At 66.3% G+C, this 23,337-nt stretch carries 26 protein-coding genes; 1 reads left to right on the forward strand and 25 read right to left on the reverse strand.

Annotated features, from left to right (window positions below):
• Window positions 1–130: 130 nt before the first annotated feature.
• From ACWD5Q_RS25480 to ACWD5Q_RS25505, 6 genes are all read right to left on the reverse strand, one after another.
• Window positions 131–1,015, reverse strand: coding sequence for an AAA family ATPase (locus ACWD5Q_RS25480; RefSeq protein WP_451429380.1), 885 nt, complete (start codon window positions 1,013–1,015; stop codon window positions 131–133).
• A gap of 51 nt (window positions 1,016–1,066) precedes the next feature.
• Window positions 1,067–1,504 (reverse strand): hypothetical protein, encoded by a 438-nt coding sequence (locus ACWD5Q_RS25485; RefSeq protein WP_451429355.1) that lies wholly within the window; start codon window positions 1,502–1,504, stop codon window positions 1,067–1,069.
• Window positions 1,505–1,622: 118 nt separating this feature from the next.
• On the reverse strand, window positions 1,623–1,784 hold the full coding sequence (locus ACWD5Q_RS25490) for a hypothetical protein (RefSeq protein ID WP_451429356.1): 162 nt from the start codon (window positions 1,782–1,784) through the stop codon (window positions 1,623–1,625).
• Window positions 1,785–2,123: 339 nt separating this feature from the next.
• On the reverse strand, window positions 2,124–3,068 hold the full coding sequence (locus ACWD5Q_RS25495; protein ID WP_451429357.1) for a hypothetical protein: 945 nt from the start codon (window positions 3,066–3,068) through the stop codon (window positions 2,124–2,126).
• 16 nt (window positions 3,069–3,084) lie between these two features.
• A complete protein-coding gene (locus ACWD5Q_RS25500; protein WP_451429358.1) occupies window positions 3,085–3,360 on the reverse strand; it encodes a hypothetical protein in 276 nt (91 codons plus the stop codon).
• A 268-nt stretch (window positions 3,361–3,628) separates the two neighbouring features.
• Window positions 3,629–4,072 (reverse strand): hypothetical protein, encoded by a 444-nt coding sequence (locus ACWD5Q_RS25505; protein WP_451429359.1) that lies wholly within the window; start codon window positions 4,070–4,072, stop codon window positions 3,629–3,631.
• Between the two features lie 102 nt (window positions 4,073–4,174).
• Here ACWD5Q_RS25505 and ACWD5Q_RS25510 point away from each other — a divergent pair, with 102 nt between their 5' ends.
• On the forward strand, window positions 4,175–4,561 hold the full coding sequence (locus ACWD5Q_RS25510; protein WP_451429360.1) for a hypothetical protein: 387 nt from the start codon (window positions 4,175–4,177) through the stop codon (window positions 4,559–4,561).
• A gap of 52 nt (window positions 4,562–4,613) precedes the next feature.
• Here ACWD5Q_RS25510 and ACWD5Q_RS25515 read toward each other — a convergent pair whose 3' ends face one another.
• From ACWD5Q_RS25515 to ACWD5Q_RS25605, 19 genes are all read right to left on the reverse strand, one after another.
• On the reverse strand, window positions 4,614–4,841 hold the full coding sequence (locus tag ACWD5Q_RS25515; RefSeq protein ID WP_451429361.1) for a DUF7439 family protein: 228 nt from the start codon (window positions 4,839–4,841) through the stop codon (window positions 4,614–4,616).
• Entirely contained in the window at window positions 4,838–5,629 is a 792-nt protein-coding gene (locus ACWD5Q_RS25520) for a peptidoglycan recognition protein family protein (protein WP_451429362.1), read from the reverse strand. The genes ACWD5Q_RS25515 and ACWD5Q_RS25520 overlap by 4 nt, the downstream gene beginning before the upstream one ends.
• Window positions 5,630–5,765: 136 nt before the next feature.
• On the reverse strand, window positions 5,766–6,122 hold the full coding sequence (locus tag ACWD5Q_RS25525) for a DUF2746 domain-containing protein (RefSeq protein WP_451429363.1): 357 nt from the start codon (window positions 6,120–6,122) through the stop codon (window positions 5,766–5,768).
• Window positions 6,119–7,363, reverse strand: a complete 1,245-nt coding sequence (locus tag ACWD5Q_RS25530) for a tail fiber domain-containing protein (RefSeq protein ID WP_451429364.1) — start codon at window positions 7,361–7,363, stop codon at window positions 6,119–6,121. Before ACWD5Q_RS25530 ends, ACWD5Q_RS25525 begins: the two co-directional genes overlap by 4 nt.
• A gap of 17 nt (window positions 7,364–7,380) precedes the next feature.
• Window positions 7,381–9,396 carry a siphovirus ReqiPepy6 Gp37-like family protein gene (locus ACWD5Q_RS25535; RefSeq protein WP_451429381.1) on the reverse strand — a complete coding sequence of 672 codons (2,016 nt, stop codon included), beginning with the start codon at window positions 9,394–9,396 and terminating at the stop codon, window positions 7,381–7,383.
• 1 nt (window position 9,397) lies between these two features.
• Window positions 9,398–10,243: a phage tail family protein gene (locus ACWD5Q_RS25540; RefSeq protein ID WP_451429365.1), complete on the reverse strand. Its 846-nt coding sequence runs from the start codon at window positions 10,241–10,243 to the stop codon at window positions 9,398–9,400.
• Window positions 10,244–14,338: a phage tail protein gene (locus ACWD5Q_RS25545; RefSeq protein WP_451429366.1), complete on the reverse strand. Its 4,095-nt coding sequence runs from the start codon at window positions 14,336–14,338 to the stop codon at window positions 10,244–10,246.
• 3 nt (window positions 14,339–14,341) lie between these two features.
• Window positions 14,342–14,608, reverse strand: a complete 267-nt coding sequence (locus tag ACWD5Q_RS25550; protein WP_451429367.1) for a hypothetical protein — start codon at window positions 14,606–14,608, stop codon at window positions 14,342–14,344.
• Window positions 14,609–14,718: 110 nt separating this feature from the next.
• Window positions 14,719–15,057 carry a phage tail assembly protein gene (locus ACWD5Q_RS25555; protein ID WP_451429368.1) on the reverse strand — a complete coding sequence of 113 codons (339 nt, stop codon included), beginning with the start codon at window positions 15,055–15,057 and terminating at the stop codon, window positions 14,719–14,721.
• A gap of 100 nt (window positions 15,058–15,157) precedes the next feature.
• Complete coding sequence (locus ACWD5Q_RS25560) at window positions 15,158–15,898, reverse strand: phage tail tube protein (RefSeq protein WP_451429369.1); 741 nt, start codon at window positions 15,896–15,898, stop codon at window positions 15,158–15,160.
• A 15-nt stretch (window positions 15,899–15,913) separates the two neighbouring features.
• Window positions 15,914–16,321, reverse strand: coding sequence for a hypothetical protein (locus ACWD5Q_RS25565; protein WP_451429370.1), 408 nt, complete (start codon window positions 16,319–16,321; stop codon window positions 15,914–15,916).
• A 99-nt stretch (window positions 16,322–16,420) separates the two neighbouring features.
• On the reverse strand, window positions 16,421–16,804 hold the full coding sequence (locus tag ACWD5Q_RS25570; protein WP_451429371.1) for a DUF5403 family protein: 384 nt from the start codon (window positions 16,802–16,804) through the stop codon (window positions 16,421–16,423).
• Window positions 16,804–17,139: a phage head completion protein gene (locus ACWD5Q_RS25575; protein ID WP_451429372.1), complete on the reverse strand. Its 336-nt coding sequence runs from the start codon at window positions 17,137–17,139 to the stop codon at window positions 16,804–16,806. The genes ACWD5Q_RS25570 and ACWD5Q_RS25575 overlap by 1 nt, the downstream gene beginning before the upstream one ends.
• On the reverse strand, window positions 17,136–17,588 hold the full coding sequence (locus ACWD5Q_RS25580; RefSeq protein ID WP_451429373.1) for a hypothetical protein: 453 nt from the start codon (window positions 17,586–17,588) through the stop codon (window positions 17,136–17,138). Before ACWD5Q_RS25580 ends, ACWD5Q_RS25575 begins: the two co-directional genes overlap by 4 nt.
• 71 nt (window positions 17,589–17,659) lie before the next feature.
• Window positions 17,660–18,721 (reverse strand): hypothetical protein, encoded by a 1,062-nt coding sequence (locus ACWD5Q_RS25585; RefSeq protein WP_451429374.1) that lies wholly within the window; start codon window positions 18,719–18,721, stop codon window positions 17,660–17,662.
• Between the two features lie 76 nt (window positions 18,722–18,797).
• On the reverse strand, window positions 18,798–19,295 hold the full coding sequence (locus tag ACWD5Q_RS25590) for a hypothetical protein (RefSeq protein WP_451429375.1): 498 nt from the start codon (window positions 19,293–19,295) through the stop codon (window positions 18,798–18,800).
• 3 nt (window positions 19,296–19,298) lie between these two features.
• Window positions 19,299–20,435, reverse strand: coding sequence for a VG15 protein (locus ACWD5Q_RS25595; protein ID WP_451429376.1), 1,137 nt, complete (start codon window positions 20,433–20,435; stop codon window positions 19,299–19,301).
• Window positions 20,432–21,859 carry a phage portal protein gene (locus ACWD5Q_RS25600; RefSeq protein ID WP_451429377.1) on the reverse strand — a complete coding sequence of 476 codons (1,428 nt, stop codon included), beginning with the start codon at window positions 21,857–21,859 and terminating at the stop codon, window positions 20,432–20,434. Before ACWD5Q_RS25600 ends, ACWD5Q_RS25595 begins: the two co-directional genes overlap by 4 nt.
• Before the next feature lie 33 nt (window positions 21,860–21,892).
• Window positions 21,893–23,140, reverse strand: coding sequence for a terminase (locus tag ACWD5Q_RS25605; protein WP_451429378.1), 1,248 nt, complete (start codon window positions 23,138–23,140; stop codon window positions 21,893–21,895).
• Window positions 23,141–23,337: the final 197 nt, after the last annotated feature.

Below are 23,337 nucleotides of genomic sequence, written 5' to 3' on the forward strand. Positions count from 1 at the left end.
CGGAGGCGCTCAACGTCTAGGCCGGCGCCTCGCAGCTCGTTTCGGAGCTCGGTCTCCCAGTCGGCTCCTCGCCGTTTGTTCCTACGGTTTCGAGCCGCTACATCTGTCAAGATCTCGCATTCCTCTCTGGTTAAGCGGCCTTCTTCAGGGCGTCGAGGGGCGACCACTGCGGGGCCGGGGTCTGGTTGAGCGGCGCAAGGCGCTCCAACTTCGAGAACCGGGTGACTTCGGGGTGGCACCGCAGCGTCGCGTACCGGCGGGCCGTCGGATCGCAAGGGCCCATCCGCTGTTTGATGACCGCGACCCTGTACTCCAGCGAGTTCGGGTCCAGCGCCACGGAAAGGCTCAGCTCCGGCTTCTCCGAGAGGCCGCCCTTCACCTGGTCGCGGGAAGGAGGCGCCCACGGGTCGCTCTTGGCCTCCCAGCTCTTGTCGCTGGCGTGGTGCAGCAGGATGACGGTCGCGCCTGTGGCACGGGCGAGCTCGGTCGCGCTGCTCATCACGGCCATCTGCTCGGTGTAGTCCGACTCCGCGCCCTCGAAGTCCATGAGGTTGTCGAAGACGATGACGGCCGGGTAGTCGTCCCACAGCTCGACCCACGCCTCCAGCTCCTCGTCCACGGCCTTCCAGGTGATCGGGCTTCCGAACGAGAAGGTGATCCGCGAACCGCTGACGGCATTGAGGTACGTCTCTCGGTAGCGACCGCCGGCCGCCATGCCCGCCTCGACCATCTCCGTCGTATCGCCGGTCGCCATCGAGGCGAGCCGCGACGAGGCAGTGAAGGCGCTCATGTCGGCGGAGAAGTAGAGGGTGGGCAAGTTCATCTGCGCCACCCAGAACAGGGCCAGCCCACTCTTCTGAGTGCCGGACCGTCCGGCGATCATTACGACCTCGCCGTGACGTGGGCGGCAGCCGATGTTGTAGAGGGCCTCGAACGCCTCGACACGGGGCAGCTCGCGGCCCGACTCTGCGTGAAGGGCGAGGGACCGACCAGGGGTAAGAATGCGTGCTCCAATCGCTGAGGAGGAGGGGGCGGCACGGTGGCCGCCCCCATCTACCGGCTGGCGTCAGTCGAAGGACGGGGCGTCCGCGACGGCCGACTGAATCGCGGCGTCGCGCTGCTCGGCGTACGCAACGACCTGGTTGCGAATCCCCATGTCGGTGACCTGCTTCCACACCCACGCGGGATGGGCGCCCGGCTTCGAGGGCGGTACCTGGGTGACGGTGACGAGCACCGCGCCGCCAACGACCGTCTCAAGGTCGCGGGCCAGAACGGTCTGTTCGATGCGCTGGCCCTTCGAGACCTCTGGGGCCTGCTGGGAGAGCGCGTCGTTCGTCTGGAAGACCGTCACGTCGCAGAGCGCGGAGTCCTTCGGGCCGTTCGGGGTGGGGCGCTGTCGGTCGAACTGCTTGACCTCCAGGAGGATCGCGACCGCCGTGGCATTGTCCTTCGGCTTGAACCAGCCGCCGTTGGCGGTCGGGATGTCCATGAGGTTCAGGGGCACTACTGATCTCCACTCTGTCGGTGAACGGTGTACGGGGTACGGCGGGCCGGAACACGGGGCGTACGGGAGCCAGCCGCTATGGCGACGGCCACAACCGCGCCGAGAATTCGGCGGGGCATCACGAGCCCCCCAGGACTCGGCCGCGGGCCTTCCAGGCGTCCATCACAGCCGAGTCGGAGAACGCGGCCTGGTTCTCCGCCCACAGTCTCTTCAGCTCGTCGATGGTGCGACATGCCTCGATCTGCTCCAGGAGCGCCTTCGTCCCGGACTGCTCCGCCATGGGTGGCTGTGTGGCTGGCCTCGGAGGGCTGGCCTGCGAGGCGGGTTGTGACGGAACGACGCTTGCGCCGAGGCCGTGAACGATCTGCGATGCACTTCGGGCCATGCGACTGGCCTCGATGATGAGCTCCGCCAGCGTCGCATTAGTCAAAGTATCGCTATCGAACCTGAAGGATGAACCGATGGCTTCGCGGACGGCCCCCTCTGGGCCGCTGAGGCGGATGGTCGGGTCTTCGGTGTCCGCCCCGAACGGGACGCTCACCTCGACGGACGCGCCGTCATTGGCCACTCGGAACCCCTCTCTCGTAAAGCGGGCCGTGCGCCCGCCTGCTTGTCAAGATTACGCAATCAGGTCCGAAAAGGCAACGTTGGGCGCGAACTTCCGCAAGGCGCCTTTGGTGCCCCGCATGGCCCGGACCTCCCCGGCGAGCTTGGCGGCAGCCCAGCCCAACCGCAGGTCGGCCCAGTACAGGGTGCACGCAGCCTGGCCGGCCGGAAGGTGGATCACGATGCCCCAGTCCTGGTTCACGGGCGGCAGGGGACTGTATGCGGACGCCGCCTCCCTGGCGGGCACGTCGCTCTTCTTCCAGCGGGTGAAAACCTTCGCGTCGCTCAGGTCGACGGGGAACCTGGTGGGGTCGTAGAGCTCGCCATGGGCGTACACCGCAAGTTGGGAAGCCATCTTGAGGCCCCCGTACTCCACCGACCCCGTCTTGAGGTCGGCGATGAACTGGCCCTCGATCCGCTCTCCATCCGGGCCGGGGCCGCTGTAGCGGACCATGCGGTCGAAGGTGCCCGCGACGCCCAGTTCGGGGACGACGACGAACGTCTCTACGGCCACCACGTCGAGTGCGACCGTGGAGACCTTGTACGCAGCCATGTCGGCCAAGTCCGCGGGGCTCGCGCTGGCGGGGAGTTCCTCGCCCTGGTCGACGCGCTCCGAGAGTGCGTGAAGGTGCGTGCCCCTCTCCCGTTTGGTGTGCGCTCCGGCGAGCTGGACGGCTCGCTCTGCCAGGGCGTTGAGGGTGCTCTTCCCCTCGTATGACGCTGGGTCAAGATCTCGCGTTCGGTCCAGCAGTGAAGGTTGCGCGGCGGCGCCGACCAGCACCATGCGCTTGCCCCACGCGGTCAGAGCCGACTTGTCCTCGATGGCGTCGATGAATGTGGTGGTGCGGGTCAGGGCGCGCGGTTTGCCGCCGCTCTTGGGTACTACAAGGGGGCGCCCCCGCCCGTCGCGGGGGACGTCGGGGGTATGGACAGGCAGGTCTGTGAGCCGTATGGGCACTCGATGTCGTCCTTCGTCAGATCTTGACTACGGGTATCAGGTAGAGGCGGACCGAGCCGTCCTCCAGGATCTCGGGATCGCGGTCGTCCTCGTCGAACAGCGTCAGCCCTCGCCCTTTCGCAAGGGCCAGCACGCTCCGCATTTCGCTCGCCCGGTAGCCAGGGTGCGCCGTGATGTGGAAGTCGAAGTTGGCGTGGTCAATGTGCAGCGCGACCGAAGGCGTGCAGTTCTGTTCAGGGTTTCCAGCCGTTTCCCCCTCAATATCGGAGACCACCCCGTGGCCGTGCGACATGCACAGGCTCCTCTCCCCAAACGTACGAAGCGGCTTCCAAACGCCTCGAACGCGTAAACCGAACAGTTGTTGAGAGTTTGACCTTTTACGTTGCCTTGGTCAACCTCAAACCGAGCCTAATGGAGGAAGTCCTATCAACTTTCGTAGGAAAGGTGGGGCGTGACTACGTCTGAAGTAGAACAAACCCCAGGGGGTGTCATCCCTGGGGTGGAGGCTGGGGCCGTTTGTGCAGCTCAGGATGGGGTTGTACCCCTAGGGGAGCTGGTTGTCAGAGCTTGCGTGTAGCCTGCTTGGGCTGGCGGATGATGTCGGTATCACTAGCTTCGCGGGGGACGTAGTGGAAGCCTTCTTCGGTGTCGGGGTCGTAATACACGACAGCGTTCTCCTCCTTGAGGAATTCCTTCCAGGAGGCATGTCGCTTGGCATCCACATCACGCAGCTTAAATCCCTCGCGCACGCGAGCCTCAATGCGTAGCATCGCCAAAGGGTAAGCGAACCAGTGCTCTTCCTTTACGGTCCAAGGAATGAGGTCAGTATTCCTTGCCGTGCGCCTCTTCAGTCCTCTTCGGGAGCGGAAGGAGGCCCAGAGGGAAGGCGTCGTCTCGATGTTGTACTTAGTCTTGTACTGCTCGACGATCCAGGAGTAGGTTTTGCCCTCTTCAATCCAACGGATTGCCTCCTGCTCATCCTGGATCTTGCTCTTGGCGGGCATGTTGTCCCTTCGGCGTGTGGCATCCCCCCGGGCGCAACTTCTACTGCGCCCCAATACACCCCTACACTGACACGCGAGACTTTGACTCGTCAAGACAAACGAATGGGTGCGATGGTTGTGCTACTCAGCGTACGTGTTTGCGATGTGTGCAAGAGGGTCGGCATCGAGACCCGTCACTACACCGTCACCGAGGGTGGGCGCACGGTCGAAACAGACCGATGCGGGGACCACGCTGACACGCTGGAAGAGATCCTCGAAGCGGAGTCTCCGCAGGTAGAGGAGGGTTCCTCCGCTACCCCGAGTGCTCCGGCCGACGAGGTGGCCACGTTGACGCGGAAGTTGGCCGAGCCCGAGTCGAAGCCTGCCGCGAAGAAGGCTGCCGCCCCCGCGAAGAAGACCGCAGCGAAGAAGGCAGTTGCCAAGAAGGCGCAATCGCGCCGCCCCAAGGTGACCACCGTCGCCGAGATTGAGCAGTCAAAGCGCAAGTAGCGCAACGACGAGAAAGCCCCGCTGACCGAAGAGGTCAACGGGGCCTTCGTCATTACTCGATCGGGTCGTCCGGCTGCTCCTCGGCCGGAGCGACGACACCAAGTGCCGTAAGGATCTGGACGATCACTGCGATCTCGGGCTTGTCCGCGTAGGACACGGACAGCACGCTGACCACCACGCCGAGCGCGGCCAGGACAGCGCCGACCCGCGAGCGGTAGCGAACAGGGAGCAGGCTCACCAGCGAGACCGGCTTGAAGCCGGGCGTCTGCATCTTGCTCATCGGCGGCCCGCCAGCTTCTGCAGAGCGACGAACCCGGACGGTCCGATGCGAGGATCGCGGATCAGCCCGATCGACTTGTACTTCGGATTGCGGTCGTGGAAACGCGCCACCGCGGCCTGAGTGTTCACCCCGTAGTAGTCGGTGACGGCACCCTTGATCGGCCCGTACCCGGCCTTGATGAGGAGCTGCTGAAGCTCCTTTACCTGCGGGTGCCGAGCCCCGGGGCGCACGCCGGCCGACAGGGCGACGATGCCGGACGACGGCTTCGAGGGCGCGGGCTTCCCGCCCTTGACCAGCGCAATCAGGCGGTCGATGGGGAAGTTTCCCGGATCGCCGTGATCGTTTTCCGGTACGTGCTGATGGCCGCAGATTCCACGGAAGTTGGTCCACTCCGCGAAGTTCATCCGCTGCCCGTTCTTCGACCCGTAGCTCGACGGGTAGGCCAGCCAGGGCTTCGAGGTCGACATGAGCGGGATGGGGTACTGCTGGGTGAGCCAACGCACGAGATCCGCGAGGGGCTTCAGGTCGGCGTCGCTGGCGTTGGGCCAGTACAGGCCGGGCCCGCCCCTCTCGCAGGTGCCCACCAACTCGATCTGGATGACGTTCAGGGTGTTCGTCTGGACGCCGCCGCTCTTGTTGACCAGCGCGCGAGACGACTCGTTCGCGGCGAAGTGCTGCCGGACCTGGCCGCCCTTCACGGTGAAGTTCGGGGCGACCGATCCGCCGGAGTAGTCCGGCCACGAGCCGCCCTCGGTGGTGTGAAGGACGATCACGTTCGGATGCGGCATGGTGTCACCGGGGTGCCGACCCGAGAACCACTGAGAGCTGTCGGCCGACGGGTACTTCGTTGCAGACAGGGGGAGTTCTCCTTCTGGACGTGACGAAGGCCCCTCTCCGGAATGGAGAAGGGGCCTGGGAGGTAGGTCAGTTGGCGGACAGGTGGTTGTCGAGGCGCTCGGCGACGGCCAGGCGCTCGACACGCTCGTGAGCCATCTCGCGGCGCAGGGCATTGATCTCGTCGCCGTGCCGGCCGAGGGCCTCGTCATGGCGGAGCTGGCCCGCGAGGAGCTGCTCCATGCCGTCGAGTACGCGGTCCACGTCGTCGCGCAGGTTGGTGCTGTGCGTGTTGGCGACCTGGTGGCGGGCCTCTTCGGTGTGTTCGCGTACTTCGCTCAGTGCCTGGCCCTGGCGGCGTACGAGCTCCACCAGGACCCCTACCAGGGCGACGGTTACGGTGCCGCACGCTGAGACCAGGGCGACTTGGACGCTCGGCTCGATCACCGGGCGGGCCCCGCGAGCCGCGCTTCCAGGGCCTTGATGCGTGCTTCCTGGTCCTGGACGACGGATAGAAGAGCGACGCCAAGCAGGTCGTAGCGGAGACCGTCGACCTCGCCGCCCAGGTAGTTCACGAGCCACGGAAGGGTCTTCTCGACCTCTTCCGCGATCAGCCCGACCTCGTTCTTCTGTCCGGGCTGCCCGTTCTCCGGCTTCCGGTCGTAGACAACCGGGCGCAAGGCGAGCACGTCATCGGGGGCGATCTCGTGATCCCGGACGTTCTCCTTGAACTTGATCGAGGAGGTGTTCCGGCAAAAGCCGCCGTCGCCGCGAACCCACACGGCGTAGTAGGTGCCGGAGCCGGATACGCCACGGCTGTGCGGCTGCTTGGAGCCGTTCGCCCAGGCGATCGTGTCGCCGGCCTCCAGGTACGAGCCGTGCGAGTGGGAACTCGGAGGGAACGTCGAGGGCTTGCTCGTGATCGACGACCACGAGTGCGAGTGCGTCGCGGGGGCGAACGTCGAGGGCTTCCCGGAGATCGAGCCCCAGTCGTGTGTGTGGCTCGATGGAGGAAACGTGCCTGGTTTCCCTGCGACGTCGGCCCAGTCGTGCGAGTGGGCTGCCGGGGCGAAGGCGGCCGGACGGCCGGAGATGCTCGACCACGTGACCATGGGGGCGAGGTCCGCCCAGGACGAGCCGTCCCAGTATTCCCACGCCTTCGTGTTGCGGTTCAGGCCGAGCTGGGCGACGCGCGGCGTTGTCGGCCGGGTATTCGTCGTCCACGTGCCCACGCGCGATCCGGAGTAGCGCCGCGCTTCGATCACGGCGTCAGCCGCGATGTTCGTCGTACCGGGGGACACCCGAATCAGCGCGAGGGACAGCTCGTAGATATCGGTATCGGTCTGCGTCACGTTGATGGCGTCACCCCCGGCCACCCCCTTCAGGACGGCCAGGTTGATGCTGTTCGCCGTGGGGTCCAGACGCAGGACCACGCGGTCCCGGCGCTCGGCGCTGTCGGCCGCGTCGATGTTCAGCGTCTCGACGGCGGTGGAGAAGAACGCGTGCCCGCGCAGGATCGCGAAGCCCGGCTGCACGAAGACCTTCATCCCGGACCCGTCCGCATAGACCTTGAGGTCCAGGCCGTCAGCTGTGCCGACGACTCCTGAGTCCTGGAATTCGCGGAAGAGGCGGCTGTACTGGGATTCGGTCGTGGCCTGCCCATCGAAGGGGTACGAGTTTTTCGCCACTGGGGCGAGTCCTTTCGTTACGCGAGGGCGGCCCAGAACCGGTTCGGGCCGCCTTCGAAGGAGTTGAAGTTGAGCGTCGTCGGGAAGCTCGACATGGACGAGATGACCCCGAAGCGATGGATGTTGTTCAACCCGAACCGGCCAGGCGGAGCACTCGCGGCGGAGTCGGCGATGAGCATGGCTGGGCCGTCGATGGGGTTCGCGCTGTACTTGAACCACCAGGCCACGTAGTAGATCCCGGGCGTCAGGGAGACGCTCGTGGTGAGTGGCGCGGCGACCGTCGCACCTCCGACGTTATGTACGCCGGGCACCTTCGTGGTGCCGGTCATGTCGCCAACTTGAGCCAGTCGCGTGCCGGCCCCGTTGAAGATCCCGGCGTTCGAGCCCGCGAGGAGCCCTCCGGCGTACCCGAAGAAGTGCCAGACGACTTTGGAGACGGTGGTCGTGGCGTGGATCGGCACCGCCGTGATGCGGAGAGAACCGGACGAGGGGTACTTGTAGTCCGATGCTCCGGTCGCCGGGTCAAAGGCCCACGCCTTCAAGCCAAGGTTGGACGGGAGGAACACTTCCGGAAGCTGAGCGAGAGGGATCTTCCCAGCCGCGTCCAGAGAGGCGACGCCGTTGGCCGCTCCCTTGACGTTGGTCTTGATGTATGCGGTGCCGAGGTCGGGTATCTGGTACGTCTCCAGCTTGGCGTTCGCGTCGAGTGCGGCCACGCCCCCGCCCGCACCGCGATAGTCGGAGGGAATCGCCCCGACATCCGACGCGAGCAGGGTGATCTCCGTGCCGGTTCTGCCGTTGACCTTCTGGATGACGCCGGGTTCACCTGGAGGCCCTTGCGGTCCGGGAGTTCCGCCCGCGCCCGAAGGTGCCTCCGCGGACCGCTCCAAGGCGGATACTCGGCGTTCGGTGCTCTGGGCATGCTGAGCGGAAGCCGCGAGCGGGTCGAAACCGGAAGGGTCGCCAAGGAGCGCTCCGGCCTGGAAGCCGCCGTCGTTGACCTTGATGACCATTCCGGTCACCGGGGCTGTCAGCTCCTGGCCGCCAGCGACGACGCTCACGCGGTCGCCGAGCCCCCAGTCGACTCCGAACTCGGCAGCGGAGTCCTCAACCGGTACGGCTTGCACTGCGGTGGAGGTGAAGCCCTCGTCCGCCAGGACCTCGTTGCCGGCCTGCGTGAGCTCGTCGAGGTTGTTGGTGTTGCGCTGGTCGACGAAGCGCTCGATCCGGCGGCCCCAGTCCGCTTCGGCACCCACTGAATCTTCGTTGTCGACGGGAACGAAGGTCCGGTCCCGCTGCTCACCCTGGCCCGCGACGATGACGCGGGTCGCGCCAGGCGTCGAGACCGAGACACGCTGGCCTGCGAGGGTGCCCGCCAATACGTCGAGCCGTACCTCCCTGGTGCGATCCGCGATCTGATACGTCTCGAAGACGAGCCGGGCGCCACGTTGGACGATGCGGAAGCCCAGGTCCGCCACGACCGCGATGACGGTCAGCAACTCGCCGAGCGTTGGGAACCGGGCCGACTTCGAAATGACCGGCCCACGACCCTGGTCAGTCCCCATGACCAGCCCCGCTCTACGCCGTGCGGCTGGTGCCGCCGGTCCGCAGTTGGCGTTGACGTAGGCGTGCATCAGGCTCTCGGCCGGGCCAGTGCGCTCGTCGTGGCCAGTCGACTGCTTGGTCACGTCGGGGTTGGACGGCTCGGGCCAGGCGAGCATGTCGAGCAGAATCACCGTGTCGGACACGCCGTCGAAGACGATGCTGCCGCGTCGGTCCTCGGGCGTGGCCGCGTACTCGGACGTGGTGACAGGCCCGGACATCAGCACGTCGGTGGGCCCTGTGACGATCAGGCCAGCGCCCGGTACGCGGAGGGCGTTAGCGAGCGGATGCTCCGAGGCGAGTGTCAGCTTCCAGGTGCCGACGTTGTTGAACTGGTCCTGGATCTCCAGCGAGAGGTCTTCCGGCCGAATCAGGCCGAGACGGGTAAGGGACTTGTCGCGGACCTCGATGGTGAGGTCACTGAGCTTCAGGTCAGATCACCATCCATCGGCGCGGCCTCCACGAGCACACGACCTTGGAGGCCGCAGTGGTGTCGAGGAGGCTCACGCTCGCGGTCGACGTGCCAGGGGGCACGGTCCAGAATCGGGGGGCCGGCGCGAGGTCGGCGTACCGGTTGACCCCGGTGCCGTCCTTCACGGTTCCGGCCCGTACGTCCACGATCAGCTTCTCCGTGGCGGAGAGCGTGCCGTGCCACTGGAGCGTCTCGCCGGTCGGTGAGACCACGGTCAGTTCGCGGCCTGGTCCGTACACCTCCCACTTCGGGTAGGCGTCAGCGTCGCCGATGTTGTCGAGCTGCACTTCGCCGATCGCCTGCGAGGCCGCGAGGGGCAGGGAGACAAGCGACGAGAGGAACGGCTGACTGCCGGCATCGCCACCCACGGTTTGGGTGGAGACGGTTCCGGCGGTGAAGTACGGGTCCGGAGCGCGGAAGGAGATGACGGTTTGCAGGTCGTTGCCGTTGCTGAGCTCGATGTCTCCGCCGCCCGTGCGGTACACGGGTGTCGTCCAGCGAACGCCCTCGTCGTCGACCAGGACGAGGGAGCACTCCCCGGCCACCGCCCGCGCGAGACGAGAGATGAGCTGCCGCAGGTGCTTCCTGTCCCGGCCCACGATGTCGAGAGGCATGTCCAAGTCGCGGGAGAGGACCCGCTGACCTCGAAAGCGCGAGCCGTCCCCCGCGCCCTCCAGCCACTGTGCGGACACGGAGGGCAGGCCGAGGCCGGTCAGCCCGGCCGTGGCCTGGAAGCCCGAACCCTGCCCTGCCACTCCGTTCAGATCGAGCGCGTCACGCTCGGTTTGCAGTAGGAGTGCAGTCACTCACCACCCCACCATTCGTGCGCGGCCGGTTGCGGCGAACAGCTCCTCTTCGGAGCTGAGCGACGCCCCTGGGGCCGCGTAGTAGTTGAGAACCTTGGTCACCGTGCCAGAGGAGCCCGCGCCGAGTCCGTGTGACACGGCGGCCGAGACGGAGCGGGCGGCGCTGGCGTAGTCCGCCGAGCCGGGGCGGGCCGTGATGGCGTCGACAGCCTTGGCCACGCGGTCGGACTCGCCTTCGATGCCCTTGGCGAAGCCCTGGCCGACGAAGCCGCCGAGCTTTGCGAATACGCGCGAGGGCGAGTGAACGCCGAGGCTCTTCTTGATCGCCGCCACCATGGCATCAGCGATCTTGAGCATCTGCTTCTCGATGGACTTCTGCTGCGCCTCCAGGCCCTTGACCAGGCCCTCGGCTATGGCGATGCCGTTGGCGTACATCGCGTCCGAGGCGGTCTTGCCCGCCTGCTTGCCGTACTTCGCGAGTTCGTCTTGCAGACGGTTGATCTCGGCGATGCCGTCCTTGCCGGCCGCCGCGATCGACTCGGCCGCAGAGAGCCCTGCCTCCGGCCCGGCACTGGCGATCTGGTCGATGGCCGTCTGATTCAGACCCTTGGCCTTGAGATCGGCCAGAGCACGCGCGAACCGCTTGGCCTGGTCGACTGCCGTTTGCAGGCCGGTGACGATGCCCTGGACCGTGGAGTCCTCGAAGCGGGTCACATTGCCCGTGTCGACGATCTTGTCTGCCACGCGGGACGCGTAGTCCGCGGCCTCCTCGCGGAGCTTGTCGAGCTTGTCACGGGCGGCTTCGAGCTTCTTGGCTCCGCCATCCCACTGGGCTGCGAGCTTCAGGAGCTGGGCGCGGTCTCTGTTGATCCGGTCCTTCAGGCCCTGAGAGGCGTTCGCGGGGATCTGCGCCGTGAGGTCGTTGAGCGCCGCCTTGACGCTGTCGAACTCCGACTCCAGGCCCTTGACCAGGCCCTTGATGATCAGCCGACCGGCGTCATAGAGGAGTACGGCGTCCTTCGGTGCCGGTCCCTTCCAGTCGGTCAGCTTCGAGGTCAGCTCGCCGAGCTTGTTCTTGACCGCGCCGAACATGGATTTGATGCCGTCGATGAGGCCCCGGATCAGCGCCTTGCCTGCGCCGACGAGTGTCGAACCGAGGTTGCTCAGCGCGTCCTTGGCCCTGCCGGGCAGTTGTCGGACGAACCCGATCGTCTCGGTGATGCCCGTGGAGATCGCCCGGCCGAGCGCGGACATTGCCCTACCGGCCACGTCCTTGATCGCCGACCAGCCCGCGGAGAACAGGCTGCCGAGACGGGACATCATCGAGCGGCCCAGGTTGGCGAGGAACGAGCCGAAGGAGCTGAAGCCGCTGGTGATGGCCGACCAGGCGGACTTGCCGAACTCCAGGACGGCCTTCCAGCCCGCCTTGAACGCGGCGCCGATGGCCTTGAGGCCCTTGCTGGCCGCACCGAGGATGCCGACGCTCAAGAAGGTCTTGAACGCGCCGAGGATGGTGTCCCAGATGCCCTTGACGAAGCTCCAGATGCCGGACCAGAACTGAGACCAGCCCTCCTTCAGCGTGCTGAAGTTGCCGGTGAACAGGCCCTCGATCAAGCCCCAGGCGATCTTCAGGACGCCGACGATGGTGTCCCAGACACCCGTCACGATCTCGACGAGGCCCTCGAAGACCAGGGCAACGCCGTTGACCGCGTCGACCAGCGTTTTGGCCAGCAGCTCGACGATGAACTGGATGACCGGCACGAGGACCGGCATCAGGATGTTGACGACCTTGAGCAGGGTGTCGAACACCGGCTGGAGCGCTTCGAGCAGTCGCTGAATTGCGTCAGCCAGCGGCGGAAGAACCGACTGGATGACCTCGCTCAGCATCGGCAACAGCGGCTGGATGACTGCCGTGATGATCTGTAGCGCGACCTGGATGATCGGCTGGAGTGCCGTCAGTACCTGCTGGAGAGCTTCCGACAGGACTGGAAGGATCGGCGCCAGCGCGGATGCCAGGGTCGACACGAGCGGCGCGAGTGCCGCGAAGATCTGTGCGAAGAGCTGCGCGATGATCGGCAGGATCGGCGCGAGCGCGCTCACGAGCTGGGCGATGACCGGTGCCATCGCCGTGACGATCTGCCCGAATGCCTCGGCGATGGTCGGCAGGATGCCGCTCAGCGACTGGAAGGCACCGCTCAGGGCCTGGCCGATCACCGGGACGAGCTGCGTCAGGACTGGCGCGATGGCCTGGATCGCCTGCGTCAGCGCACCACCGAGGAGCTGGATGATCGGCGTGATCGACGGCGCCAGCGCCGTGAACGCATTGGCCAACGGAACGAGCGCGGCTGCGATCAGCGGGCCGAGCATCGCGGCGAACGCGCCGATTACCTGCATCAGCGCGCCGAGCGCCTGGCCCAGCGGGGCCATGGCCGGGGCGAGGGCCTCGACGGCAGTCTGAATGCCGTTGAACATCGCCTTGACGCCCTCGGTCACAGCTGGCTGCGCCAGTGCCGAGGCGACCGCGTCCAGGGCGGTGCCGATGATCTCGCCGACTTGCGGCAGAAGCTCCGTGAGAAGGTTGCCGAGCTCAGCGAAGAGGTTCTTGACCGCCGGGCCCGACTGGGTGGCGATGGCGTTCATCGCCGTGTGGGCTGCGGCGAAGACGTTGGTCAGGCCGGTCTGGAAGCCCTCGCTGTCCACTGTCGTGTGGATCTTTTCGAGGGTGTCGGCCATCATGCCGAGCGAGGAGCCGCCCGCAGCCTCGGCCGCGCGACTGATGCCGGCGAAAATCCCACCGACGTTGAAGAGGACCGACCCCAGATCCTTGAGGGACTGGATTCCTTCGTCGATCCAGCCCTTGAGCTTGCCGTTCCCCTCACTCTTGGTGAGGAAGTCGGAGAAGCGCTCCGAGATGTCGACGAACCACTGAGCCAGCGACGGCAGGTAGCTGGTGCCGACCTTGCCGAGGACGGCGATGATGTTCGCGAAGGCGTTCGTGCCGCTCGTAGCGATGTTGATCGACGACGAGAGGTCGGTGAACATCTGGTTCAGGGCCGGATCGAGCGCGCCCTGAAGGGACTTGGCGAGACCGCTGAAGAATCCGCCGAGCTGGGTGGCTGTCTTGGCGACACCGGCCGTGAACTCCGGGAGGAGCTCGTCGACCATCGTGCGGATGGGCTCCGCGGCCTTCGCCCAGAAGTTCTCGGAGATGGTGTCCTGGAGTGCCGAGAGCTGGGTCTTGACCTCCGGCAGGACCTTGTTGAAGTCCTTGAACGCGGCGATCGTCGTACCGAGGCCGACCGCCATGCCGCCGAGGAGGCCGGGCAGGAGAAGCGAGGTCGCGCCGATCGAGGCGAGGCTCGACGACAGCGCGGCCAGGTTGCTCGCGGCGGAGAGGCCCCACCCGGCCAGGCCCGCGATGGCCAAGGCCAGTGAGCCGATGACCGGCACGCTCTTGTCCAGGTTCTTGAGGGTGTTGCTGAGCCTCTCGAACATCCGGTTCAGCACGCGGGCACCCGACAGCGCTGCCAGCGCGGTCGCCACCTTCGTGACGGCGGTGCTGTCCAGCTTCGGCACGATCGGCACAGTGCGCGGACGCGTGAGCACCTGGAGCCGAGCGGAGATGCGGGCCCCGGCCCCGTTGGGGATGTCGAGCTCGACCTTGATCTTCAGCGGGCTGAGGTCGTCGGCCCAGTCCTTGAGCTTGTGCTTGACCCTGCGGGCGGACTCCTCGTCGAGCTCCAGCTCGACCTTGCCGGCCGCTTTGAGGTCATCGACCTTGAAATCGATCTTCTGACTGTTCGCCCGGTGCTGTAGCTCGCGGGCGGCGTTCCGCACGGCGGTCGCCATGCCGTCGGTGCTGATCGTCGTGTAGAACCTGATCTTGCGGGCGTCGGACTGCTTGTTCCGCTTGTTGATCTTCCGGAGCTCCTCGACGAACTCCTTCGACGCACCGCTCATGTCGATCTTCGTTGCGACCGTCAACTTGAGCTGCTGCTCGACGCGTTCGAGCTGACGCTCCGCCCGCTTGCGGAAGTCGCTCGTGTCAGGGAGAACCTTGACGGCGACGCGGCCAATGATCTGCCCCGTTGCCAAGGGCTACCTCCGCTGAAAGTGCTTGTAGATCGCGGCCACCGAAGCGGCCCGCTTTCCGGCCTTCGGCTTGACCTTGGCCTTGATCTGCGGGCGGGGGAACGGCGGGATCTTCGGGGCCTTGCCCTTGCCCCACTGGCCCGTGGCACGCGTGTTCTGGTTCACCGCGTCGAAGATGTCTGCGGCCATGTGGCGATCGACGCCCCAGCCGAAGTGCTCCCGGCCGCCGGACGCGAGGGCGACGGTCAAGGAGGTGTCAGGCAGCCTCTGCACCAAGGCGAGGACCAACGCGGGCGAGGGCCCGCGACCTGCGATCACGTCGGCGAGATCAACGCCGTAGTAGAAGCGCAGGTCCGCGTACAGGCCCTCGCCGTAGTCGTCGATCAGGCGGCAGAGGCCGAGGCTTCCCCCACCTGGGCACCCTTCCCGTACCGGTCGAAGATCTCGGCCAGGACAGCGAGGTCGCCGCCAACTGCCTTGAGGAGCTTGTCAGCAGCCCTCGGGTGCTCGGCGACGAGACGGATCGCCTCGGACAGAAGCTCTTCCTGGTCGGCGTCCTCGCCGCCCATACGGTCCTGGAGCTGCGAGAGCGCCGTGCGCTTCGCCTTCGGCAGGCGGAGCGGATTGAGGAGGCGAACGGTGTCGTCGCCGAGCTCGATGTCCGTGCTGCCGTACTTGGCCTCGGCAGCGGCGCGGATGTTGTCGAGGGAGAAAGAAGCCATGGGGGTGCGGACCTCCGAAAGTTGGGGCGGACCGAGAAATGGGGAGAGAGCCCGGTGCGAGCGGGGTCCGCGTGCGCTCGCACCGGGGGCTGGGAAGGGGTCAGGCGGCCGGGCCGGTCGCCCAGTTCGAGCCGTCCCAGTGCGCCTTCGAGCTGTCGCCGAGCACGACGTGCTGACCGACAGTCCAAGCGCTCGACGGGGTGGCGATCACCGCGCCGAGGGCGGCGAGGTCAACAGGGGCGACGGCTCCGGCCGGGGTGTACGTGCCAGGCGAACCGGCCGTAGCACCGGTCGCAACCGTTCCGCCGAGCGGAGTCACCGCGTACGTCCAGGAGTTGTTGCCGAGCGTCATCGGCTTCACGCCGAGCGGCAGACCCGCGAGAGACTCGGTATCCGCAATCGCCATGTCGTCGTTGCGGTAAATCTCCGCCTTGGGGGCGTAGAACGCAAAGTGGTTCTCACCGTCGATGAAGATGGCGAGAAATGCCGACTGAGTGGGCACCGGATCGGCAGGCACGCCGACCGAACCATCCGGAAGGATCGGCGCGTTGGCGCCGAAGTAGAGCTTCAGTCCAGTCGTGTCGAACTGCTGAAGCGTGAAGGTCATGGTCTCAGTACGAGCCGAATACTTCGTTCGCAGAGACTTGTTCTGGAGCGTGCCGATAGTGGTGGCCTCGCCACCTTCGGACGTGATGCCGAAAACGTCCTCAAGACTCGTGTGGCCAACGGACTGCCACGGGGAAACGGGCACCAGAAGGTCATCGGGCATGGCGGTACCGACCGGCGCGGTCAGGTAATTGCCACTCCCAACGACAAGGGTTGCATTGTCGTTCAGCGCCAAGGGGCGCACTCCTTACTAGGGAATCTCAGGGAGGGGGTAGGGGCGCGTCCGCGGCTTCCGGATCTGGATGTCGTAGATCGACTCGTAGCGCCACACACCGGTGGGCAGATCCGCGTACTGCACGGGCCCGGTGGCTGTGGCCCAGTCGCTCGCCCGACGGGGGGAGGAGTTCATGTCGACGCGGGTGATGTGGCCCCGACCTGGGATGACTTGGGGCTTGAGCCAGGCATCCCGCAGGGTGACGCGTACGGCCTCGGAGAGGATCGCGGCGTCTTCGTCACCGTTCGGGTCGGGCGCGAACGCGTTGATCACGACGCGCGCCGAGTCCGTGAAGCGCGTGTCGGCGGACCATTCACCGAAGGATGGATCACGGCGGACCAGCACCAGAGGAAACGCCTCATGCTGGTCGATGAGAGTCTTCACGCGAATTCCCGGGAGCCCCTTGCGCAAGATTGCGAGCAAGAGGTCTTCAACGGGGGAGAGCTCCGCGAGGGCTTTTATGCGGTCTGGTATGCCGGCCACTTAGTCGACCTTCACCTTGCCCTTCCGCTTCTTGGGCAAGTTCGATGCGGTGGCCAGGACGTACAAGCCATCCATCTCGGGCACGACATCAAGAAACTCGTTGCCGTGCTTGTCCTTGCGGACGACCACGGAAGCCTTGCGCCCGTACTCGATCGACATAGCGGCTCTCTGGCCGCGATCATCGGAGAGGATAACGTACTTGTCGACCTTGCCCTCTTCGACGACGATTTCGGAATGACCGTCGGCGCGGTGCTGCTGGAGGATCTCCTCCGCGCGGACGGCGATCTCGAACGTCCTCGCTTCGAGCTCTGCCTGTACGCCCTCGTTCAGGGCAATGACCTTCGAGAGCTTTCTGCCGCCCACACTGCGGTAGACCTGTGCCATCAGGGACGCTCCCGTATGTCGATGCTCCAGTGACGGGTGCGGCGATCGCCGTGGTGGTAGGCGGGAGGGGACACGATGTCCCACTCGCGGCCGTTGTACTCCACGCGTGACCAGAGGGAGACGCCCTCCAGCGCGGCGTTCACGATCATCCTGGTCACGTTGATCTGCTGCTGACCCGGCACCTCCGCCCTGGAAGAGCGCTGGGGGATGAAGGCCGCGCGGACTTCGATCGGCCCTTCGGGGGCAGCGGTGACGACCGTGTTGCCTCGGTTGTCAACGACTTCGACCGTTCGCCAGACGCGTGCCCTCTGGCCGCGCCGCCGTTGCACGCTCACCAGGGGCTCGTCTCGTCGGCGAACAAGGGAAACGGGTCGCCGCCGTAGTCGACGGGGACCGAGGATCGGCCAGGGCGGAGCCGCGTACCCCAGGCCGAGACGGGGACGCTGCTGAGGCCCCGCCTACGACCGGCAAGCTCCTCCAGGAGTCGGATCTCCTCGCGCGTGAAGTAGATGGAGCCCGCGTCGCGGCCGATGTCCGACCAGGCGAGCGTCTCGTCTCCCGCCCGGCTCTGCGTGTAGCCGTTCGGGTTGCGCATGTACCTTGCCGCGGACTTCAGCACGAGCGTCTTCACCAGGCGAGGAGCCGTGGCCTCCGGCCACTCCCGCCCGTACGTCACCGCCAAGTCGGAGGCATCCTCCAACGCGGCTGAGGCGATGCGGAGTTCGTCTTCGTCCAACTCCCAGTCGAGGCGGCCCTTGAGCTCGTCGAGCGTTGCGTACGCCACGCGTCGACCTCCTTTCGGGCAGGTCAAGCAGGGGCCGGCGCACACGGCACCGGCCCCTGCGAGGCGGTGAATCAGGCGTTGGCCGGGTCGTCCTCGGCCTTCGGACCGCTCGGAGTCCAGACCTTCGCGTCGGAAACGCCCGTGATCTTGGCCAGCTCGGAGGCGGCCTCGGGGTAGTCGCTCTTGCCGTCGAGAGTGAGCTTGATGCCGCGCACGAAGTGCTCCTGCGAGCTGATGATCTCCTTCTCGGCGGCCTCGTCCCAGCCGACAAGGACGTCCGTAACGCTCCGGAAGCCGTTGTAGACATTCACGACCGAGCGGTCCTGGAGGTACATCGAGTCGTAGTCGCGAATCCAGCGCAGCGCGATTCCCTCGAAGCTGGTGGTCGCGCCGTACGGAACGGACTGCGGAACCGCCGGAGCCCCGGAGAGGAAGATGAAGCCGCTGGAAGCGAACGCGTACGCTGCATCGCTCGGAATCGTCTGGTCGACAACGATCCGGAAACCGAATCGCTCGCCAAGGCTCGCGGTGCGCAGCGCGGATTCCGCCTCGGAATCACCAACGTTTTGGGCCAGGTTCAGCTTCTCGTCGTTGAGGAGAGCCGACTCGAAGTCGGAGCCGACGAGGAGGTATCGCCCTTCCTTCGGCGCGTGGAACGCGTTGAGTACACGCCGTGCCTCGATGAGAGCGGAGCGAAGGTTCTGGCTCGCGTTGCCGATGGTGACGTTGTACGCCTGGCCCGTCAGGGTCTTGACCGCGCGGCGCTGGAGACCTCGTGAGACCGCCTTGACCTGGGGACGGAGCAGCTTCGACCACTGGTCGATGTCGAAGTCGTTCTGCTCGTCGGTCAGCTTGACAGCCGAGTAGCTGTTGCCGCCGAACGTGACGGCGATCTTGCGCTCGCTGTACTCGTCGAACTGAATCGGCTGGCTGCGGTCGTTGCGCCATGCGTAGTCGTGGAACGGGAGAATCCCTTCCACCTTCATGGAAATGGTGTCGTTGTCGGCACCCTTGAACTGGTCGATGCCCTGCTTCTGGAACAGGTTCGGAACGATGAGTTCCTGCTCCAGCATTCCGACTGCGGTGTTGACCAGCTTCTGAGGCTTAACGACCTGGTGCTGTGCGGTTGCCAATTAAGTGCATCTCCGGGGGCATAAGAAAACCCCCGGCCGGACGGCTCAGGGGTTGAGGGAAAGCTTCTTCAATGCGCTAAAAGCGCCGGGATCGTCGCGCCAGAACGCGCGGGTCCATCTCTCCATCGTCGTCATCGGCCGGGGTGAGGCCCCCACCGAGGGATTCAGGGACTTTCGGGGCGAGCAGCGTCTGAAGCGCCTTCGCGTCGCTCTCCAGCTCCTCGGGGGTCTCGCCGCGCAGACGGGAGGCGAGGTCGTCAGGGAGGTCGAACTTCCGGGCGACCGAGCCGACGAGGACCGAGCGTTCGAGCTCGGCGTTCTTCGTCTTGACCTCGGCGAGCGCGGCCTCGAACTCCTCCGGCAACTTCGCCTCGGAGAGCTTCGACTCGGCGTCACGGAGCCGCGTGCGGTACGAGGCGGCCTCGCCCCGCACCTTGGTCAGTTCCTTGCGCGCCCACTCGGGGAGGTCGCTTTCCGAGGCGCCGGCCTGCGGCTCCGAGTAGGGCGATTCGTCCTGGAGCTGCTCGTTCTCGCTGGTCTGCTCGTCGGTCGGGGCAGGGGTCTGTTCGGACACGGGTCACGCCTCCTGGGCTGTGGTCGTGGATCGCCGCGCCTCCTGGGCTGCGGCCTTGTGTGCTTCGCGCTGCTTCTGGCGGATGAAGCGCCGCCAAGCGCTCACCGCGGCCTTGCCGCTGAGTCCTCGGGTGACCTTGGGCCACAGGGCCTCGTACTCGCGGGACAGGGCGAACAGCTCGGATGAGCCGTACTGCTGCCAGGAGAAGACCGGCATCGCGTAGCAGTGGCAGTTGTCGTGGTAGCGGTCGCCGTCCGCGAAGGTGGCGGACTCGCGGCTCTTGTAGACCGGGCCCCGACTGATCAGCATCGCGCACCAGCCGCACGGCGTCCCTGTGCGCGACAGCCGGACGTACCCGAGGGAGCGGCGATCACGCCGCATGTGGTTCCACGTGGCAGACCGACCGCCGTTCATCGCAACTCGGCTGGCGGCTGCGGCCTGTTGGGCGCCCGCCTGACGGTGGGCCTCGGCGCGCTGGCGATCGGCGTCCTTCGCGGCCTGTTCGTTGTCGACTTGGGACAGCCGCCGGTCGAGGTTCTGTGTGCCGAGCGAATCCAGGACCGTGCGGAGTTCCTCCTCTGCCTCCCGCTCGATGCGCTCCTCTTCTTCGCGGAGTCCGTCGAGCTCCTCGACGAGCACTCGCTCCCAGTCGTCGTCTCCGTCGTCGAGGTCCGGACCGTCGTCGACCTTGGGTGCCTCCGGGGCATCTTGATCGGCGGGGCCAGACTCGTCATCACGGGCGGGCGAGGCTTCCCCGGACTCGCCGGTCGCGGCCCCGCCCGCCTGATCGTTGCCGGGTAGATAGGTGCCGGCCAGCGCCGCGAACTCTCGCCGGAGGTCGCCGAGCGTGACGTGCGTCGGCTCCGGGTGGTATGGGTCAGCGACGGTGCGCCCGGTCTGGAGTGCGCGGGCGAGCCGGTAGTAGGCCCGAGCGAGGTCGCGCGACATGCGCCGTCTCGACATGACGAGCGTGATCGCCTTTCGCAGCCATCCCGACGCCGTTGCCGCGCGTTGCTCGGCCGGGACCTCGTTCCACAGGAATAGGGCTTCGGCTGTGGTCTTCGCGCCGATCTGGCTCAGCGCGGCGTGGAATGCCGCTGATGCCCGATCGGTCTCCGCCTGCCGTGCTGCGCTGGTCATGCCGCAGCCGCCGCAGGCTTGACCGGGACTTCAGGCGTGGCGCGAGTCAGCGCGGTGGCCAACTGTCCCACCGAGTCGTCCTCTTCGGCCGTCCGCTCCCAGTCCTCAAGCTCCGTCTGCGTTACGCCGGGAACTCGTCGCCACAGGCCACGGGCAGGAATGCCGAGCTGCTCGCGGAGCTTGCCAAGAGCATCGGCTGCCTGAGCCAGAGACCGCGACTCCATGTCGCGCCAGATGACCTCGCCCTTGAAGTCGATGGCGGAGTGGCCGGCCAGTTCGGCGGCCAGGCGGAACACCCTCTCCCAGCTCTCCCCGAAGGCCGTACGGAACTCGGCGATCTTGCGGCTCAGGGCCGTCTCGGCAGCGAGAAGGGCCTCGGCCGACAGGTTCGCGATCTGGCCGAGTAGGTGGTGCGGTGGGGTCTGGCTGACTGCGGCCAAGTGCCTTATGGACATGTCCACGCTGTCGATGAACCCGCCGAGAGGGGTCTCGTCGAGGCTTCCGAAACGAACGTCCGGGTCCTCGGCGAAGAGGAATCGGCGCGCGTTGTGGTTGATCGGCAGGGGGATGGGGTTGCCCTGTTCGTCGAGGACCGGTTCGCCCGTTTCGGGGTCGCGCTGAATGGGCGGCGCCATCCCCGTGGCCGTCCGGACCTTCACCGAGGCGTACGTCTGCGCAACGAGCAAGTCGAAGATCGTCTGATTGATTCGGTCTTGCAGGGCGATCATCGGCTCGATCACTCCGAGCGTGCGCCCCTCAAGGTCGACGAGGGAGGCGAACCGGGTCACCGGACACTCCGACGATCCGTGTCTCCGCAGCGGGGCGACCGTGATGCTCTTCTCGTCGTCCAGGCCGCGGAACGTCACGGCGTACTCGTACGCGGCATCCCACATCCGCGCCTTGCCGCGCGTATCGCCCGAGGGCCAGGCCGTGACCGTCAGCGCCGCGTGCGGGGTGTCATCATTCGCTGGGTCCTCGTACAGAGCGGCCGTCCGGAGCGCGGACAGCCCCTTCGTGCGTACCAGTCCGTCCTTGTCGTCCCGCTCGGTAACGGTGAAGGCGTGGCCGTACGCCAGGGCTCCGCGATAGACGGCAGCCTGGCGAGCGTCGAGACGCGACCGCTGCCAGTGCTCCCACTCCGGCGAGGTCGTCTCGACCTCGGTCGGCAACCCGTCCTCGGCGCTGCCCGGCCGGAACCCATCGACATACAGGGCCTGGGCCGGGGTGCCGACGAGCAACGGCATCCAGTTCGAGACCGCGCGGCGGGCGAGGAGCCGGTACTCGTCGTCGGCCTGCGGCGGCATGTACGGGTCGTCATGACGGCCGTGGAGGTAGTCGTCGACCCTCTTCAGCCGGTCGCCGTCCCGATTCAGGATGGCGAGGAGCTGCCGCGCGAGCGCGGCAGGAGACACGGAGGCAGCCAAGCAACACCACCCTTGCTAAGTTCTCGCAATCGGTTAAAGGAAAAAGCCCCGCCCAGTCCGCTTGCGGACCTTCTTGCCGCGAGCGCGGAGGTCGAATAGGCACTCGTGCGCGAGCATCAGGGCCGCGTACGCGTCCACCTTCTTAGGGCTGTCCTTGCTTTCCTTGCCGAAGGAGATGCCGTAATTATTGGTGCGGCGCCGCGCATTCAGCGCGTGCCTGCGGAGTTGACGGTCGCCGTCATGGAGGAGTTTGCGGTCGAAGACCGACCGCATCAGCCGCTCGTGCGCCATGGTCGACGCCTTCAGGCTCGACCGCATGTCCCAGCCGATCGAGTCCTTGCCGGGCGCCTTCACTGCCAGGCCCTCGGCGTAGGCGTCAGACCACTCGGAGATGTAGCTCTCCCACAACGCCACGTCAGCGTAAAAACCCTGCACTTCGAAGAGCCGGAACGCATCGTGCACAGCGCTGTCGACTTGTCCACGGGGGACGGACCAGTCATCTCCGCGCGGGCCGTCAGGCTTCTCCCACAGCCCGATAATGAAGGCGCACATGTCGCTGACGCGGAGCGCTATCAGGCAAGTTGAGTCGTCTCGGAGTCCGCCGTCGAAGCCCATGACGATCTCGTCGCCGGGCTGGAGAACCTTCGAGTCGTCCCGCAGAACGTCCCACTCGGCAGGCCCGTAAATCGCGTCCTCGCTCGCGACGATTTGGTTCAGCCACATGCGGCGGGAGCGCGACGGCGCGATCGTCGTATCGAGGATCGACTGAAGGATCGTCTCGACCCTCAGCCACACTGCGTCTCCGCGGATCTTCGGCAGGACGATCCGAATTGCCTCGGGCGTCAGCGGAGTCGCCGGGTGGGCTTCGATGCTGTCGTACATGAAGCCGACGTCCACGGCCCGGCCGTCAAGGATCTTCTCGTACGCCTCGCGCATCTTCTCGGCGACGCTGTCCTCCCCGGGGAGGTAGGCGTTCGTGATCGCGAGGTAACGGCTGTCCTTCTTGGTGGCGTTGCCGTCGATCGTCTCGTACATGCGGTCGCCGTTGTTGCCGGTCACCCAGTGGTGCGTTTCGTTGAGCACCGTGAACGTGACTCGGCCGCCCTCAAGGGCTCGGAACGACGAGGTGACCGCTTCGAGCCTCTGTCGGCCGCCGTTAGCGCGGATCAGCTCGGCCCCGGCCTTGATGCCGTACGTCTCGATCATCTTGTCCGAGATCAGGGACGGCATCAGGGTCATGGTGTTGCGGGTCTGGTCGCGGGACACGGCTGCGATCTGCACCCACGCCTGGGGGTGTGGGACGCCGACCGGCCGCCCATCAGGGCCCCAGCCTCGGTGTTTCACCGTGAATTCCCAGGGTGGTGACGTTGCGTCACGAACTGCAAAAGGTGCCCCGTGACCTGCGATGATCCGGCTTGTCTAAGGCTTGGATCATGAGCGGGTGGGGGCACCTTTCACGTGCAGGGTAGCGAGTGGAG

Source organism: Streptomyces sp. NPDC002513 (assembly GCF_053595355.1).